Raw genomic sequence first — 17,182 nt, forward strand, 5'->3', positions numbered from 1 at the left:
CGTTTTTTGTCTACAGTCGTAGAAACTCTGTCGGGACCAACTGAGAGGGGCCAACGATGGCCGCGCCAATCCCTGATCGCATCGTCGACATCGCCATCGGCTACATGGGTGCGAAACAACTGTTCGCAGCGTCCCGGATCGGACTGTTCCGCGCACTCGCCGACGGCCCGCACACGGTCGCGGAGATCGCCGGTGCCACGGGCGTCAGCGAGCAGATAGCCCGGATCCTCGCCGACGCGATGAACGCGCAGGGCCTGCTCGACCGCGCGGACGGCCGCTACAGCCTGGCCGAGGACGCGGCGGCGTACCTCGGCGGTCAGTCGGCGACCGACTTGGCTCCGTTCCTGACATTCCTCAACGAGATCAGCTACGCCCACTGGCTGCAGTTCGACGCCACAGTGGACACCACCAAGCCCGGCGACCTGCAGATGGACGACGCCCGCTGGGCGACGTTCATGGCGGGCGTGATGCGGTACAACGCGTTGCACGCCAGCATGCTGGCCCGTGAGTTCGACTTCGCGCCGTACAAGTCCATGGTGGACCTCGGCGGGCTGTCACCGGAGTTCGCGATCGGCGCCATGCGGGCCAATCCCGACCTGGCGGTGCGGTTCGTCTTCGCGCCGATGGCCACGCAGGGCATCACCGACGCGCTGGCGGCGGCCGGGCTCAGCGACCGCGCGACGATCGAACCGGCGGAGACCGCGACGGCCGCGCCCGGTGGTGAGCACGACATCGTCATGGTCAACCACGTGGTGCACCGGTTCACACCTGAGCAGAACCGCGAGATCCTCGCCAACGCCCGTGCCGCGGCCAGTCCGGGCGCCACGCTGCTGTTGCTGGACTTCTTCCTGGACGACGACGAGCGGCAGCGGCGGATCGACGCGCTGCACGCGGGGGAGTACTTCGTCATCGACGGGACAATCGTCTACCCCGAGGCGGAGGTGCGCGCGTGGCTCGAGGAAGCGGGCTGGCGGCCGCGTGACGTGCTGGCATTGCCGGGCAGTCCGCGCGTACTGGTTGCCCACGCGGTCTGAAGTTGGATCTTTTCCTGATGGCGCAAAGATAACGGCTGGTCAACGACCCGTTGATTTTTTTGCCGACAGTCGTAGACTATCCCGCACGACGGGTGAGCCAGATCTCACCACTGGCTTGACGAGCCCGCGGGGCGATGCCCGACCCGCCACCGGTGGGTGTGTGTGATCCCCGCAGGCAGCCCAGCTCCCCGAAAGAAGGACTCGATGACGAGGACGCTGACAGCGGCGCTGGTCGCGGTGGCCGCTGCCACCGCGCTGGCCGGATGTACCAGTTCCAGTGGCGACACCGGCGGCGGGGGCGCTGGTGCGGACGAGTTGAAGGCGGGTGTGTTCCTCGACGTCACGTCGTGGGACCCGGCGAACGCCGACATCGGTTTCGACGGGCCGTACCTGTCGGCCGTCTACGACCCGCTGGTGGCGCTGGACAAGGACGCCAAGCCGGTGCCCGCGCTGGCGACGTCGTGGGAGTGGTCGGCCGACCGGCTGACGCTCACCATGAAGCTGCGCGACGGAGTGACGTTCGACGACGGGCAGAAGTTCGACGCCACCGCCGCGGTGGCGAACCTCCAGCACCTGAAGTCGGGTGTCCGATCCGGACAGGCGTACCTCAACGTCGCCGGTGTCGCCGCCAAGGGCGCGGACTCCGTGGAGATCAAACTGTCCAAACGAGACGACGCGCTGCTGTACTTCATGGGCCTCGGCCGCAGCTGGATGGTCTCGCCAGCGGCCATCCAGGCCAACTCGCTGACCAACGGCCCGGCCGGGTCCGGGCCGTACACCTACGACAAGGCGGCGTCCCAGCCGCAGTCGCAGTACGTGTTCACCAAGAAGCAGAACCACTGGGACAGCGGGACCTACCCGTTCCCGACGGTCCGGCTGTTCCCGATCACCGACCAGACCGCCAGCTTCAACGCGATGCTGTCCGGCCAGCTCAACGTGCAGTTCGCCAACGCGGCCAACAAGCCCAAGGCGCAGGAGAACGGCTGGAACGTCGCGCAGAAGGCCTCGTCGTGGGTCGGCGTGCAGTTCGCCGACCGGACCGGCAGCCAGGTCAAGGCGCTCGGTGACCAGCGCGTCCGCCAGGCGATCGCACTCGCCTTCGACGCGGCCGGGATCCTCAAGGCGGTCGGCAACGACGCGGGCACCGTCACCGACCAGCTGTGGCCCGTGCACAGCCAGATCTACGACAAGGCGCTGAGCACGAAGTACCAGAACGACAAGGCCAAGGCCAAGCAGCTGCTGACCGACGCGGGATACCCGAACGGGTTCACCGTGAAGATGCCGATGTCGCCGATCTTCGCGCAGTGGCAGCCCGCGGCGAACCAGACGTTCGGCGAGCTGGGCATCAAGGTGGAATGGCAGGACATGGCCATGCCGGACTACCAGAAGAACGCCCCGACGTACCCGATGTTCCTCGCGGTGATCGCCATGGACGGCAACGACATGGCCACGCTCACCGACCAGGTCACCTCGGCCCAGTGGTACAACCCCAACCCGTCGGTCGACGCGTTCCCCGAGGTCAAGACCCTGGTGCGGCAGGCGGAGACCGCCGAGCCCGGCCCGGCGCAGTCCGACGCGCTCAAGCAGCTCAACACCAAGCTCGTCGACCTGGCCTGGTGGGACGTCTGGTACCAGGCCGACAACATCTACTTCAGCGTCAAGGGGATCACCGTCACGCCGGTCACCGGCATGATGTTCCCGACGTTGCGGTTCATCCAGCGCGGCTGACGCGCCCGTCCAGCGGCTGGTCCGTCCACCATGGCCTGTCCAACATGGTCTGTCCACTGGGGCCGGGCCAGCCGCCGAGGGAGTCGGAAATGCTGACGTTCATCGCCAGACGCCTGGTGTCCGGGATAGTGCTGCTCGTGGTCGTCACGAGTGCGACGTTCTTCCTCGCGCACCTGGCAGTCGGTGACCCGACCGCCGGACTGCTCGGCAACAACGCGACACCTGCCCAGCAGGACGCGCTGCGCGCCAAGATCGGCTACGACGACCCGTTGCTGACCCAGTTCGGGAGCTGGTTCTCGCACGCGGTCACCGGCGACTTCGGCACGTCGTGGCGCAACTTCCAGCCGGTCGCCGACCAGATCGCCCTGCGCGTGCCGGTGACGCTGTCGGTTGTCGTGTTCGCGACACTGCTGGCCGCGGTGCTCGGTCTCGCCGTCGGTGTGGCGTGCGGGCTGCGGCCCGGCGGTCTGCTCGACCGCGGCCTCAAGCTCGCGTCCGTCGTGCTGTTCGCGCTGCCCGGCTTCTGGGTGAGCCTGGTGCTCGTGACGTGGTTCGCCATCCAGCTGAAGTGGTTCCCGGCGATCGGGTACGTGTCACCCGACCGTTCGGTCGGCGACTGGCTGCGGTCCATCACGCTGCCGTCGGTGTCGCTCGCGCTCGGCGCGATCGTGATGGTCGCCGAACAACTGCGCAACGGCTTCCTCCAGGTCGCCAACCAGGACTTCGTCCGCACGCTGCGGGCCAGGGGCCTGTCGCACCGGCGTGTGACGGTGCACGTGCTGCGCAACGCCTCGCCCGCCGCGCTGACCGTCCTGGCGCTGATGTTCGTCGGCCTGCTGGGAGGCGCGATCGTCGTGGAGATCGTGTTCAACCTGCCCGGCATCGGCAGCCTGACGCAGTCGGCGTCGCAGATCGGCGACATCCCGATCCTGCTCGGCCTGACCGCCGTGACCGTGGTGTTCGTCGTCGTCGTCAACTTCCTGCTCGACCTCGTGCTCGGGTGGGTCAACCCGAAGGTGCGCGAGCGATGACCGCAGCCCCGTTCCCCGCCACGCTGGCGCCCGTCAAACGGATCTCGTTGTGGCGCCGCTACACGCGGCGCCCGCTCGGCCTCGTCGCGCTGGCCGTGTTCGCGATCGTGGTGGCCGTCGCGGTGCTCGCGCCGTGGCTGGCGCCGTTCGACCCGAACTTCGTCGACTTCAAGATCACGCACGCCCCACCGGGCGACGGGCATCCGCTCGGCGGTGACAGCGCCGGGCGCGACATCCTCAGCCGCCTGCTCGTCGGCGCCCAGACCACGCTGTACGGCGCGGTGATCACGTGTGTGACCAGTCTTGTCCTCGGCGTCCCCGCGGGCGTGAGCGCCGGGTACTTCGGCGGCATCACCGACCGGATCTGTTCGTGGATCAGTGACGCGCTGCAGTCCGTGCCGGGCATGATCGTGCTGCTGGTGGTCGCCGCGGGCACCGGCCAGAACTTCACCGTGCTGATGGTGGCCATCGGCGTGTTCCTCGCCCCCGGTTACTACCGGATCGCGCGGGCCCGGGCCTTGGCCGTGCGCAAGGAGCCCTACATCGACGCCGCGCGGGTCGCGGGCGTGACCAACGGGCGCATCCTGCGTACGCACATGCTGCGCGCGGTGTACGCGCCGATCATCGTGCAGACCGCGCTGACCGCCGGGATCGCGATCGGTATGCAGGCCGGGCTGCAGTTCCTGGGCATCGGTTCCGCGTCCACGCCGAGCTGGGGCCAGATGATGAACGACGGCTTCCAGACCATGCTGACCTACCCGCTGATCCTGCTGTGGCCGTCGATCGCACTGGGTGTCACGATCGCCGCGCTGGCGTTCATCGGCTCCACCCTCGCCGACCTGGTCAGCGTCCGCGTCGAACAGCCCACCCGGCGCGGCCTGGCCCGCGTCCGCCAGGCGTTGGCCGCACCCGCCGGCCTGCCTGACCGGACACCGAGCGGTACGCACGCGCACCAGGCGCAGGACTGTGCGCTGCGCATCGAGAACCTGCGTGTCGGGTACTCGACGCCGACCGGGGTGAAGGAGGTGGTCTGCGGCGTGTCGCTGGACGCGGCCCCCGGTGAGGTACTGGGTATCGTCGGCGAGTCCGGGTCGGGCAAGACGCAGACCATCTTCTCGGTGCTCGACCTGCTCCCGCCGGGCGGCACCGCGGTCGCCGACGGCATCTGGGTCGGTGGCGAGGAAGTCGGCCACCTCTCGCGCAAGGACCGTGCCGCCCTGCTCGGCCGCAAGATCGGCTACGTCCCGCAGGAGCCGATGACCAACCTGGATCCGTGCTACCCGATCGAACGGCAACTGGTCGAACCGCTGCGGCACGTGCACGGCCTGTCCAAGGCCGACGCCGCGAAGCGGGCCAGGGAGATCCTCGTGCGGGTGGGGATCACCGACCCCGATCGCGTACTGGCCGCCTATCCGCACCAGATCTCCGGCGGCATGGCACAGCGCGTGCTCATCGCCGGTGCCATCGCCGGGCAGCCGTCAGTCCTGGTCGCCGACGAGCCGACGACCGCGCTCGACGTCACCGTGCAGGCCGAAGTGCTCGAACTGCTCCGGGAGCTGCAGCGGGAGTACGGCATGGCGCTGGTGATCGTGACGCACAACTTCGGTGTCGTCGCGGACATCTGCGACCGCGTGGTGGTGATGAAGGACGGCCGGGTGGTGGAGACGGGCCCGGTCGAGCAGATCTTCCGCAGGCCGGAGGACCCGTACACGGCCGAACTGATCGCGGCGTCACTCGACGACGCCGAGGGCCGTGCCGAACTGGACGAGAAATGGCAGGGCCGTGTCGCTGCGCAGGACGGTGTGCGATGAACCCGTTGCTTGAGGTCGACGACGTCGTGGTCGACTACCGGCTGCGCGGCCGGGCCACGTTCCGCGCGCTCAAGGGCGTGTCGGTCACGGTCGGGCCGGGGGAGTGCGTCGGCCTGGTCGGCGAGAGCGGCTCCGGCAAGTCCACACTGGGCAAAGCCGTGCTCGGGCTCACCACCGTGGCGTCCGGGCGGATCACGTTCGACGGAACGGACATCACGCACGCGCGCGGCGCGGCCCGGCGACGGTTGGCCAGCGACATCCAGGTCGTGTTCCAGGACCCGTACGGTTCGCTGGATCCCACGATGACCGTCGGCGAGGTGCTCGCCGAGCCACTGGTGGTCACGGGAGCGACTCGAGCGCAGGCGCGTACGGTCGTCGCGGAAATGCTCGACCGCGTGCGGCTGCCCACGGATGCCGTGCACCGGTATCCCAGTGAGTTCTCCGGCGGGCAACGCCAACGGATCGCGATCGCGCGGGCGCTGGTCCGCCGTCCGCGGCTGATCGTGTGCGACGAGCCAGTCAGCGCGCTCGACCTGACCACCCAGGCGACGATCCTCGACCTGTTCCTCGACCTGCAACGGGAGACCGGTGTGTCGTATCTGTTCGTCTCGCACGACCTCGGTGTCGTGCGCCGCCTCTGCCACCGCGTGGCCGTCATGTACCAGGGGGAGATCGTGGAGACCGGCTCGGCCCGTCAGGTCACGCAGGACCCCGAACACCCGTACACGCGGCGGCTCCGGCTCGCCTCGCCCGTCGCCGACCCGGCTCGCCAGGCTGAACGCCGCTCCACGTGGCTCAGCCTGCGCGACCCGGCCTGACTAGAATAAACAGTCATGCCGAGGGTCATCGACCACGATCAGCGACGCAGGGAGATCGTCGAAGCCGCCAAGAAGCTGATCATCGAAGGTGGTTTCGAGGCGGCGACGATGCGCAGCATCGTGACCGCCGCCGGGTACGCCAACGGCGCGTTGAAGCACTACTTCGACAGCAAGGACGCCATCATCGCGGCGACCTTCGAGAGCGTCCTGCACGAGACCGAGCAGCACATGTCGGCACTGGATCCGGACCTGAGCCCGGCCGACGCGCTGCGCGGGTTCGTCGAGGCGGCCATGCCGCTGGACCCGCACCGGATCAGGTCCGGCCGGGTGCTGCTCGTGCTGTGGGAGCACTCGGTGTCCAATCCAGACCTCGCGCGCCAGTACCGGGATCTGCTCACGACCTGGCGGGTCGAGTTGTGCCGCCGGATCGCGGCCGCGAGGGACAGGGACGAGTCACCGGACGCGCCGGCTGTGGGCGTCATCGCGGACGAGATCATCTCGGTGGCGATCGGTGCCAACGTGGCCAGCCTGATGCACCCGGTCGGCGACCTGATCGACCGCCACGGTGCCTACGTCGACGCGTTGATGGAGCGGCTCGTCGGCTGACAATCCCTTTGGGGCAGAAGGATCTGGACGGCACGGGCTCTTTTGTCTACGCTCGTAGACATGCCTCTTCCCGTGACCCACACCCAGCCGGCCGGTCCGACCGCCGGTCCGCCCGTCGTCCTCGTGCACGGATTCGCCTCAGCCGGCACCAAGGACTGGCCGGCGGCCCGGTGGGCGGAACCGCTCGCCGAGGCGGGCCGGGAGACGTTCGTCGTGCACCTGCCGGGACACCAGGGCGGACCGGCGGCCGACGACGCCGAGGACGTCACGACCCCGAACGTGCTGCGGCGATTGGCCGCGAGCGTTCCGTCCGGTCAGGTCGACCTGGTCGGCTACTCGCTCGGCGCCCGCCTCGCGTGGGACCTCGCGGCCACGAAAGCGCTCGAGGTGCGCAGGCTCGTGCTCGGCGGATTGAGCCCGATGGAACCGTTCGCGATGGTCGACCTGGCCGCCGCCCGGTCCTCTGTCCACGGTGGACCGTCCCCGGTGGACCCGCTGACCGCCGCGATCGCCGGAATGGTCCGCGACCAGGACGCGAACTCCTTGCTCAACCTCGTCGAAGGCCTTGCCCGGCAACCGTTCGACCCGGCCGCGAGCGTCCCGCGAGTGCCCACGCTGCTGCTGGCAGGCGAGAACGACCAGATGTCCCAGGGGATAGAGCGGATCGCCGCGCTCGTGCCGGACGCCCAGCTGCGGCACGTCCCCGGTGATCACCTCGGCGCACTCGCGAGCGACGAGTTCCGCGCCGCCGTGCTCGAGTTCCTCGGCGTCTGAAGGCGGCTACGACCGGCGGACATGAGGGGCGGTCACGGTTCGGGTTTCCCATGCCCAAGCGGCGATCTGCACCCGGTTGCGCACCCCGAGCTTGGCCTGGATGCCGGACACGTGGCTTTTGACCGTGCTCAAGGAGATGAACAGCTCGGCGGCGATCTCCCGGTTGGTACGCCCTTTGGCGATGGCCCGCACGACTTCGGTCTCCCGTTCGGACAGTCGGCGTGACGGGTCGCTGGCGGTCGGTGTGGTGTGGGTGGCTGCGAGGTGACGTAGCAGTCGCAGCGTGACCGAGGGGGAGACCAAGGCGTCGCCGATGTTCGCGGCGCGGACCGCTTCGGCGAGGAGGGCGGGCCCGGCGTCTTTCAGGATGAAGCCGACCGCCCCGCCGTGCAGTGCGCCGTACACGTACTCGTCGGCGTCGAAGGTGGTGACCACGACCACCCGGAGCGGGTTGGGGACACCAGGGCCGGCCAGGGCGCGGGTGACTTCGATCCCGTCGAGGCGGGGCATGCGGATGTCCACGAGGCACACGTCGGGACGCAGCCGGCGGGCCAGCTCGACCGCCTCGACGCCGTCCGACGCCTCCGCGATGACGCTGATGTCGGGCTCGTCCTCGAGCAGCAGCCGCAGGCCGCTGCGGATCATGGCCTGGTCGTCGGCCAGCAGGACGCTGATGGTCGACGGGGTGGTCATCGCAGCTCCCGGACAGGAAGCGGCAGGACGGCCCGCACGGACCAGCCGGAGCCCGAGCAGGGGCCAGCGGACAGCGTGCCGTCGAGGGCCTCGACGCGTTCGCGCATACCGACCAGGCCATACCCGCTGCGGTGGGTGTACCGGGCCGGGTGTGCTGGGGCGTCGTCGGTGATCTCGACGGTGATGCTGGGCTGCGCCTGGCTGATGGTGGTTCGGTCGATGTGGTCATGGGTGACGCGGACGGTGACCGACTGGGCATGCGGGGCGTGCTTGGTGATGTTGGTCAGGGCTTCCTGGACGACCCGGTACACCGTGCTGACGACTTCCGGCGGCCAGTCCGGTTCGTCGTCGGGCAGATCGAGGTACACGCTGGGGCCGTGACTGGTGAAGCGTGCGACCAGTTCGCTGAGCTGTCCGGGACCGGACGGGGCCGGGTCACTGGTGTCACGCAAGAGGCCGACGACGCGGCGCATCGCCACCAACGCGTCGGAGCTGGCGGTCTCGATACCGGCCAGGTACTCGTCCAGCTTCTCCGGGTACTTGCGGCGGACGACCTGGATGGCCTGGGCGTGCAGCACGACGCCGGTCATGTGGTGGGCGACGATGTCGTGGAGTTCCCTGGCCAGTTCGAGGCGTTCGGCGCGGCGTACCTGTTCGGCGACAGTGCGGCGGCGGGTGTCGAGCAGCCGCAGACCGAGCCCCGTCGCAAGCGCGGCGAGCCAGCCGGCGCCGAAGAACGTGAGCACGGCGGGAACCCCGGCCGCCGACGCCGGCGCGGTGAGCCCGGTGCCGACGACGAGGACGAGCCCTCCGGCCGCGACGGCGGCAGCCCAGCGGATCGGGAGTGACCTGATCGCGGAACCGATGAGCACGGACAGGCCCACAACGGCAGCGGGCCCGGGCTCGGCGGGCAGGTGACCGGCCCAGGCGACCACGATCGCGACCGCTGCGACGCCAAGCGCCACACCGGCGGCCCATCCCGTGTGGCGGCTGCGCATCAGGGCGAGCACGCCCATCACCAGCCCGGTGGCGCAGCCGAACACCCAGTAGTCGCCGCCCCAGCTGTCCGCGATCGCGACCGCCGTGACGGCGAGCGCCGCGCCGTGCACGACAACGAGCCCCGCACCGGCCGCGATGCCGGGCAGACCGGGCGGCCGGTCCCGAGTATCCACACGGTGCAGGCTACGCAACGGCGACCTGTGCGCCGTATCGGTCAAAAGTACGGTTGCGGACGGCGCGAACCCTGCTTCGGCCCGATGTCCGGCGCCGCAGCAGCTCCCAGGATGAGGACATGCCCTACGCAAACGCCGCTCCGGCGGCGACAGCCGTGAACCCCACCGAACGGTTCCGCAGACGCCCCCGCGATCTGGTCATCGCCGGACTGCTCGCTGTCGCGGTTGCCGTCTCGCCCACCCACACAGCCGCAGCCGGCTCTCCTGGCCCGGCGACCCCACCAACCGGCACGCCGTACCTGCCCGCACCAACCGGCCCTCATCCGGTCGGCATCACGTCCCTGCACCTGACCGACGAATCACGCCAGGATCCGTGGGTTCCGCGGGCGGGGCCGCGAGAGCTCATGGTTTCCCTCTGGTACCCGGCGAAATCGCGTGGCGAGCGACGGGTGCAGTACATGACGCCGAAGGAGTCGGAGCTGCTCCTGAAAGGCCACCAGATCACCAGCGTGCCGTACGACAGCTTCAGCAAGCCCAGGACCAACGCGTACACCGACGTGCAGCCGGTCGGAGGCAGGCATCCGCTCGTGCTGCTCTCGCCCGGTTTCACCTGGTACCGCACCTCGCTTTCCGCGCTGGCCGAGGAACTGGCGAGCAGAGGCTACGTGGTGGCCTCGATCGACCACACCTACGAGAACTTCGCCACGACCTTCCCCGACGGGAGGGTCATCACCTGTGCCACGTGCAACGGGGAGATCGAGGACTTCGACAAACTCGTTGTGGACAGCCGGGCCCGCGACGTCTCCTTCGTACTCGACGAGCTGCTCGGCAGGAGGGGCACGCTGATCGATCCGTCGCGGATCGCGATGGCGGGCATGTCCATCGGCGGCGCGAGCGTCGGCGAGACCATGCTGACCGACCCGAGGGTCCTGGCCGGCGCCAACCTCGACGGCACGATGTTCAAGCCACTGGCCGAAAGCGGGCTCTCGCGGCCGTTCATGTTCTTCACCCAGAACGCCGATGACGCCACGCTGAACCGGGACTGGCGGCGCCTGACCGGGTGGAAGCGCTGGCTCAAGGTGACCGGGGCGGTGCACGCGTCGTTCGCCGACCACGACACGCTGAGCCAGCAGATGGGCCTCGACTTCGGCAGCAAGCTGGCCGGAACCCGTTCCGTGGAGATCACCCGCGCCTACGTCGCCGCCTTCTTCGACCGCCATCTGCGCAACCGGCCGCAGCCGTTGCTGGAGCGGCCGTCCCGGCACTACCCCGAGGTCGGTTTCTGTACGCCCGAACAGAAGCCCTGCCACTAGCGGACACCAGTCCACGCCGGGGGAGTGACCATCGGGCTATCAGTGGACGGCTGTCGTACTGAAGTGACCGGCGGCGGTCTGATCGCCGCCGCCGGTCACTGCGTCGCTCCGGCCGGAGCTCACCCTGCCTCGTCGGGCGAGCAGAACCCGGTCAGCAGGTGATGCGGACGAAGGGGCTTGTGTCGGAGATCAGGGCGTGCGGGGGTTCGTAGCCCGGCGGCGGGACGAGGTAGGAGTCGGCGAAGGTGAAGTGGTCGTCCGTGCGGCACGGCGCGTCCGCCGCGCCGGTGATCAGGCCGCGGCCCGAGCCGACCTCCTGGTACTCACCGGCCAGCCCGGTTTCCGACCGCCGGAACAGCAAGATCCGCAGATCGATGTAGGTCATCGGGGCTTGCTCGCCCTGGTCGGTGAGGCACTGGACGTAGCCGACACCGGACGCCGTGGCGGCGCTCTTCCTGATCGGGCTGGCGAGCACCTCGCAGTTGATGACGGACTGCACGCCATCGACGCCGGTCGCCTGCTGGAACCGGAGCGGGCCGGTCTTGCCGTCCGCTGACCCGCCCACCGCACCGGGCGCTCGGCCAGGCGGCACGGCCGCTGATGCCGGTAGCGGGAACAACACGCCGACAACGGCGGCCACCGCGGTCAGCACGGCTCGCGTTCTCATTCGATCTCCTTCTGTTCGGGCGTTTCCGGCGCGGGACATCGCCGAACGGATGGCGCCGGACTGGCAGATCGCGATCAGGGTGCCGGGTGGCGCGTGCCTTACTCCTTGGTAGCGCGTGAACGGCCTGATCAGTGCCGTTATGACGGGTTTGCCTGGTGCGCGGCAGCGGGGCTATGGGCGTTGACCAGCGCACTCACGCGACGCCAAAGAAACGCTCACGCGCCCGTGGCGACACTGAGCGGGTGAGCGGCTGCGGAGCAACAACAACCGGTGGTTCAGGCAACCGATCCGGGCACGTGACGTCACCTTCCTGCTGACCGGGGTGAGGGGACCGGCACGGCGCGGACACCCACCGCGCACGGTATCCACCCGCGCCGTGCCGACCACCGGTCACCCGTCCCTTTCCCAGGCACACCAACGTCTCCCGGCCGTTCGTCCGCCCTACGCCGACAGGCCCGCACCTGCTTGGCCCGAAAGCGCGCGAAGCTTGAGCGAGCCGGTCAGACCCGGTATGCATCTTCCCGGGCCAGGGAGGAAGAACCGGATGACGGTGCGATTCCGTCTGCTTGGGCATGTCGAGGCGCAGGTCGACGGCCGGCCGATCGCGATCGGGTACGCGCAGCCGCGATCTGTGCTGGCGGTGCTGCTAATCGAGGCCAATCACGTGGTGTCGGTCGATCAACTGGTCGACCGGATCTGGGGTGAACGCCGCCTTCCCCGCAATCCGCGTGCCGCCGTCCAGCACAGCATGACTCTGCTCCGCAACGCTTTGACCCCCGCCACGGGTGCGGCGGTCGTCCGCAAGTCGACCGGCTACCAGCTCACCGTCGAGCCGGAGATGGTCGATCTGCACCGGTTTCGCCAGCTGATCAAGGAAGGTCGGGCCGCCGACGACGACAGCCGGGCCGCCGCGCTGATCGAGGAGGCGTTGAGGTTGTGGTGCGGGGAACCGTTCGCCGGGCTGACCACTGCCTGGCTGGAATCCGTTCGCACCACGCTGATCCAGCACAGGCACGCGGTCCGGCTGGATCTGGTCGACGTCCGGTTTCGCCTCGGCCAGCACGCCGCGCTGCTGCCCGACCTGCTCGCGTGGGTGGCCAGGAACCCGCTGGACGAACGCTTGGCAGGCCAGCTGATGGTCGCTCTGTACCGCAGTGGCCGCCCGGCCGACGCACTGGAGCACTACCGCCGGGTCCGCAGCCGGTTGGCCGACGAACTCGGCACCGACCCCAGCCCGCCGTTGCAACGCCTGCACGAACAGATCCTGGCGACTGATCCAGCGCTCACGGCTCCTGCTCCCGTGCGACGCGGGCCGCGGACCGCCGCGATGCCCGTACCCCGCCAGCTACCGGCCCGGCCGCGCCTGTTCACAGGCAGAACCCGCGAACTGGCCGACCTCGAAGCCGTGCTGGGACGGGAAAAGAGCCCGGACGCCGTGGTGATCTCGGCGATCGGCGGAGTCGGCGGGATAGGCAAGACCTGGTTGGCGTTGCAGTGGGCGTACCAGCATCTCGACCGGTTTCCCGACGGCCAGCTGTATGCCAGCCTGCGTGGCTACGATCCCTCCGGGCAACCGATGTCTGCCGCGACGGCACTTCGCGGCTTCCTCGATGCGCTCGGCGTTGCTTCCGCCGCCGTCCCGTACGACGTGGACACGCAGGCCGGGTTGTATCGCAGCCTGACCGCGGGCAAACGGATGCTGGTGTTGCTGGACAACGTGGCCGACAGCGCCCAGGTGGTCCCTTTGCTGCCGGGGAGTCCGACGTGTGTCGCGCTGATCACCAGTCGCCAGCACCTCGGTGGTCTGATCGCCGCGCATGGCGCGCGTTGCCTGAACCTGGGCCGGTTGACCGACCCGGAGGCACGTCGGCTGTTGGTTCGGCACCTTGGCGAAGATCGGCTGGCCGCCGAACCCGCCGCGGCGACCGAACTGCTGGCCTGCTGTGCGGGTCTGCCGCTGGCGATCAGCATCCTGGCCGCCCGCGCGAGTCTGAATCCGGATCTCGTTGTCCGTGCTGATCGATGAACTGCGCGATCAGAGCGGTCTGCTGGACGTCCTGGATGCCGGCGACGATCTGGTGAGCCTCCGTGCCGTGTTCTCGTGGTCCTACAGAGCTTTGTCCGCCGAGACAACCGCTGTGTTCGGTGCTCTCGGACTGCATCCGGGCACGGACATCGGTTTGCGTGCCATCGCGAGCCTCACCGCGCTGCCCGTCGCCCACGCCCGGGCTTGTCTGCGCGAACTGGAACAGGCGCATCTGGTCGACCAGCACTCCCCAGGCCGCTACCGGATGCATGACCTCGTCCGGTTGTACGCGGCTGAACGCGCCCACCCCGACAGCCGACCAGCCGCGTCGCGGCGGCTGGTCGACTTCTACGTGCACACCGCGTTCACCGCCGAACGGCTGCTGGATCCGCACCGCGAACCGATCCGGATCGCAATCCCCGCCACGGGCTGCGTCCCGCACGAGTTCGAGGACGAGACGGCCGCGATGGAGTGGCTGAGGGCCGAGTTGCCGAACATCCTTGCGGTACAGGAAATGGCTGCCGAACACGGCTGGCACGACCCGGTCTGGCACCTGGCCTGGACGATGGACACGTTCTTCCGAAGACGGGGCGACTACCACCACGCCGTCGCGGTGTGGCGGGCAGGCGTCGTCGCCGCGGACCGCTTGAGCGACACGACCGCGCAGACCCTGGCCCGTCGCCGCCTCGGCAATGCCTGTGCTGGGTTGGGACTGTATTCCGAAGCCCTGCAACACCTCCAACACGCTCTGACAGTCAGTGAACAGACCGGCGACGTCCCCGGCCAGGCACCCGCCCATCACCTCCTTGGCGGCGTCTGGGAAATGCGGGGTGACGACCGGCGTGCGTTGGACCACGCCACACCGGCTCTGCACCTGTTCCTGGAGCTCGACATGCCGGTGTGGGCGGCATGGGCGCACACGCAGGTGGGCTGGCACCAGGCCCGGCTGGGACGCTGCCACCAGGGGCGTGCCCAATGCGAAACCGCTCTGGCGGTAGCCCGCAGCCATCGTGACCGCGAACTGGAAGCGACCACACTGGACACTCTCGGCTACATCGCCCACGACACCGGTCACGAAGCCCAAGCTCTCGACTACTACCGACAGGCACTGGACCTGCTCCGCGACCTCAGGCACGACTACCACGAAGCCGACACCCTCGAACGCATGGGCCATACGCACCACCACGATGTGGCGCGGGCGACGTGGCGGCAGGCCCTCGATCTGTATCAGGCCCAGCAGCGTGGCGACGAAGTCGTGCGCATCCAGCAGCGACTGGACGCTTCATCTGGCGCTGAGGGCAGGCTCTACCTCGACCAAGGGCCAACGGCTCTGGGCGACAGTCATGCGGATCAGCCGTGTCAGTACTCGTGCGACGGTCGCGACGGCACGCGGCACCCGTCCCGTTCGTGACGTCGCGAGCACGACGGTCCACAGCACCTCGGGCTCGCACAGCGGAGCGGCACACAGCAGCCCGGCGGCGACCTCCTCGGCGAGTCCGACCGACGGCAGAATGGTCCAGCCGTGGCCTGCGCGCGCGAGCCTTTTCTGCATGGCCATCGAATTGGTGCTGATAGCGCTGTTCAGGCTGACGCCCGCCTGGTGAGCTCCGCCGTTGATGAGGGTACGCAGGCCGTGGCCGTCGGTGGGCAGGATGAGCCTGCGTGCGGTGAGGCCGGCGAACGGGACCGGTCGGTCGGCGTGCAGTGCCGCGCCCGGCGGCGCCGCGACCCACAGCCGTTCGCGCAGGAGTGGCGTCACGTTGAGCGAGGGTGAGCTCCTGAGGTTGTACAGCAGGCTCAGGTCGAGGTCACCGTCGTCGAGCCAGCGCTGCAGATGCCCGGAGTAGCCGGTCTGCAGGCGCAGTTCGACACCGGGGTGGTCGCGCGTGAGCTCGGCCACGAGTGGTTCGGCGAGAAGATCGACGGTGCTCTCCAGGAGCCCGACCGTGACGATGCCGGTCACCTCGCCGGCGGGCGGAGTGAGCTCGGCGCGTGCGCGATCGAGTTCGGCCAGGGCGCGGCGGGCGCGCTCGGCGAGCGCTTCACCGGCGTCTGTGGGCTGCATGCCGGTGCGTGTGCGTTCGAACAACACGACACCGAGTTCTTCCTCGAGCGCCCTGATCTGCCGGGTCACCGCGGGCTGGACGAGGCGCAGCAACCGCGCGGCGCGTGTCACGCTGCCCGCTTCGACGACCGTCACCAGCGCCCTCAACTGCTTCAAGTCCATCCGATCCTCCGGGGCGTCCTGGCTCGGGAGGTATTCCAGCCGTGCATGGTGCCATCACGAATCCTTATTTTCCATTCACGACCATCATGAATGATGATGAGTGTGGTCGTCGAGAGTGATCGGAGAACACATGCTCACAGCGGAGGAGAACGCGATCGTCGCGCTCACGGGCGAGTTCGTCGACCGCGAGGTCAGGCCCGTCGCGCGGGAGCTGGAGCGAACCGACACCCATCCCGAGGACCTCATCGAGCAGATGAAGCAGATGGGCGTCTTCGGGCTCGGGATCCCGGAGCCGTGGGGTGATGCGCACGTCTCCGCCCAGTGCTACGCCGCGGTGACCGAGGAACTCGCACGGGGGTGGATGAGCCTGGCCGGCGCGATGGGCGGGCACACCGTCGTCGCGAAGCTGCTCGGCGAGTTCGGCACGCCGGAGCAGAAGGACACCTACCTGCCGAGGATGGCCACGGGGGAGATCCGGGCGACCATGGCGCTGACCGAGCCCGGCGGCGGTTCCGACTTGCAGGCGATGCGCACGGTGGCGCGCCGCGAGGGCGCCCACTACGTGGTGAACGGATCGAAGACCTGGATCACCAACGCGCGCCGGTCGCAGCTGATCGCGTTGCTGTGCAAGACCGATCCCACCGCCACTCCCGCGCACAAGGGCATCAGCATCCTGTTGCTGGAAAAGGGGCCGGGGTTCCACGTGCTGCGGGACCTGCCGAAGCTGGGATACAAGGGCGTCGAGACCTGCGAGCTCGCGTTCGACGACCTGGTGGCTCCTCTCGACGCGGTGCTCGGCGGCACGCCGGGCCGCGGGTTCGCGCAGATGATGCGGGGACTGGAGATCGGCCGCATCCAGGTCGCCAGCCGCGCACTCGGCGTCGGCCGCGCGGCGCTGGAGGACTCCCTGCGCTACGCCCAGCAGCGGGAGAGCTTCGGGCGGCCGATCTGGCAGCACCAGTCGATCGGCAACCACCTGGCGGACATGGCGACGAAACTGGAAGCCGCCCGGCAGCTCGTGTACCACGCGGCCCGCCGGTACGACTCGGGTGAGCGCGCCGACCTGGAGGCCGGGATGGCGAAGCTGTTCGCGTCGGAGACCGCGATGGAGGTCGCGCTCAACGCGGTGCGCGTCCACGGCGGCTACGGCTATTCGACCGAGTTCGACGTCGAACGGTACTTCCGCGACGCACCGCTGATGATCGTCGGTGAGGGGACCAACGAGATCCAGCGCGTGGTCATCGCCCAGCAACTGATCAAGCGCCACCGGATCTGAAGGGCC

At 69.1% G+C, this 17,182-nt stretch carries 14 protein-coding genes and 1 pseudogene; 11 read left to right on the forward strand and 4 right to left on the reverse strand.

The genetic code is table 11. The features are described from left to right. Positions 1-56 precede the first annotated feature (56 nt). From AOZ06_RS25385 to AOZ06_RS25415, 7 genes are all read left to right on the forward strand, one after another. Positions 57-1,034 (forward strand): methyltransferase family protein, encoded by a 978-nt coding sequence (locus AOZ06_RS25385; RefSeq protein ID WP_054291692.1) that lies wholly within the window; start codon positions 57-59, stop codon positions 1,032-1,034. A gap of 204 nt (positions 1,035-1,238) precedes the next feature. Then, on the forward strand, positions 1,239-2,762 hold the full coding sequence (locus tag AOZ06_RS25390) for an ABC transporter substrate-binding protein (RefSeq protein WP_054291693.1): 1,524 nt from the start codon (positions 1,239-1,241) through the stop codon (positions 2,760-2,762). 89 nt (positions 2,763-2,851) lie between these two features. Beyond that, positions 2,852-3,793, forward strand: a complete 942-nt coding sequence (locus AOZ06_RS25395) for an ABC transporter permease (RefSeq protein ID WP_054291694.1) — start codon at positions 2,852-2,854, stop codon at positions 3,791-3,793. Beyond that, on the forward strand, positions 3,790-5,604 hold the full coding sequence (locus AOZ06_RS25400) for a dipeptide/oligopeptide/nickel ABC transporter permease/ATP-binding protein (protein ID WP_054291695.1): 1,815 nt from the start codon (positions 3,790-3,792) through the stop codon (positions 5,602-5,604). Before AOZ06_RS25395 ends, AOZ06_RS25400 begins: the two co-directional genes overlap by 4 nt. Beyond that, positions 5,601-6,422: an ABC transporter ATP-binding protein gene (locus tag AOZ06_RS25405; RefSeq protein WP_054291696.1), complete on the forward strand. Its 822-nt coding sequence runs from the start codon at positions 5,601-5,603 to the stop codon at positions 6,420-6,422. Before AOZ06_RS25400 ends, AOZ06_RS25405 begins: the two co-directional genes overlap by 4 nt. 15 nt (positions 6,423-6,437) lie before the next feature. After that, positions 6,438-7,028, forward strand: a complete 591-nt coding sequence (locus AOZ06_RS25410) for a TetR/AcrR family transcriptional regulator (protein WP_054291697.1) — start codon at positions 6,438-6,440, stop codon at positions 7,026-7,028. Between the two features lie 60 nt (positions 7,029-7,088). Beyond that, positions 7,089-7,802, forward strand: coding sequence for an alpha/beta fold hydrolase (locus AOZ06_RS25415; RefSeq protein ID WP_054291698.1), 714 nt, complete (start codon positions 7,089-7,091; stop codon positions 7,800-7,802). A gap of 6 nt (positions 7,803-7,808) precedes the next feature. Here AOZ06_RS25415 and AOZ06_RS25420 read toward each other — a convergent pair whose 3' ends face one another. Together AOZ06_RS25420 and AOZ06_RS25425 are read right to left on the reverse strand one after the other, a co-directional pair. After that, complete coding sequence (locus AOZ06_RS25420) at positions 7,809-8,495, reverse strand: response regulator (RefSeq protein WP_054291699.1); 687 nt, start codon at positions 8,493-8,495, stop codon at positions 7,809-7,811. Next, the gene (locus tag AOZ06_RS25425) at positions 8,492-9,667 is read right to left on the reverse strand and encodes a sensor histidine kinase (protein WP_218922055.1); all 1,176 of its coding nucleotides are present in this window, start codon (positions 9,665-9,667) and stop codon (positions 8,492-8,494) included. The genes AOZ06_RS25420 and AOZ06_RS25425 overlap by 4 nt, the downstream gene beginning before the upstream one ends. A 119-nt stretch (positions 9,668-9,786) precedes the next feature. Between AOZ06_RS25425 and AOZ06_RS25430 the strand changes: the two genes are divergently transcribed. Beyond that, positions 9,787-10,980: an alpha/beta hydrolase family protein gene (locus AOZ06_RS25430; RefSeq protein ID WP_083471918.1), complete on the forward strand. Its 1,194-nt coding sequence runs from the start codon at positions 9,787-9,789 to the stop codon at positions 10,978-10,980. Between the two features lie 151 nt (positions 10,981-11,131). On the opposite strand, the gene AOZ06_RS25435 is transcribed toward AOZ06_RS25430, so the two are convergent. After that, complete coding sequence (locus AOZ06_RS25435) at positions 11,132-11,647, reverse strand: hypothetical protein (RefSeq protein WP_157233237.1); 516 nt, start codon at positions 11,645-11,647, stop codon at positions 11,132-11,134. Positions 11,648-12,191: 544 nt separating this feature from the next. Here AOZ06_RS25435 and AOZ06_RS60210 point away from each other — a divergent pair. Both AOZ06_RS60210 and AOZ06_RS61715 read left to right on the forward strand, forming a co-directional pair. Next, the gene (locus AOZ06_RS60210; RefSeq protein WP_063810107.1) at positions 12,192-13,673 is read left to right on the forward strand and encodes an AfsR/SARP family transcriptional regulator; all 1,482 of its coding nucleotides are present in this window, start codon (positions 12,192-12,194) and stop codon (positions 13,671-13,673) included. Positions 13,674-14,238: 565 nt separating this feature from the next. Continuing rightward, positions 14,239-14,736, forward strand: a pseudogene (locus AOZ06_RS61715) (tetratricopeptide repeat protein); the annotation flags it as partial. Between the two features lie 219 nt (positions 14,737-14,955). On the opposite strand, the gene AOZ06_RS25445 reads toward AOZ06_RS61715, so the two are convergent. Further along, positions 14,956-15,900: a LysR family transcriptional regulator gene (locus tag AOZ06_RS25445; RefSeq protein WP_054291701.1), complete on the reverse strand. Its 945-nt coding sequence runs from the start codon at positions 15,898-15,900 to the stop codon at positions 14,956-14,958. Between the two features lie 130 nt (positions 15,901-16,030). Between AOZ06_RS25445 and AOZ06_RS25450 the strand changes: the two genes are divergently transcribed. Next, on the forward strand, positions 16,031-17,176 hold the full coding sequence (locus AOZ06_RS25450; RefSeq protein WP_054291702.1) for an acyl-CoA dehydrogenase family protein: 1,146 nt from the start codon (positions 16,031-16,033) through the stop codon (positions 17,174-17,176). Positions 17,177-17,182: the final 6 nt, after the last annotated feature.

Source organism: Kibdelosporangium phytohabitans, assembly GCF_001302585.1.
Classification (GTDB): domain Bacteria; phylum Actinomycetota; class Actinomycetes; order Mycobacteriales; family Pseudonocardiaceae; genus Kibdelosporangium; species Kibdelosporangium phytohabitans.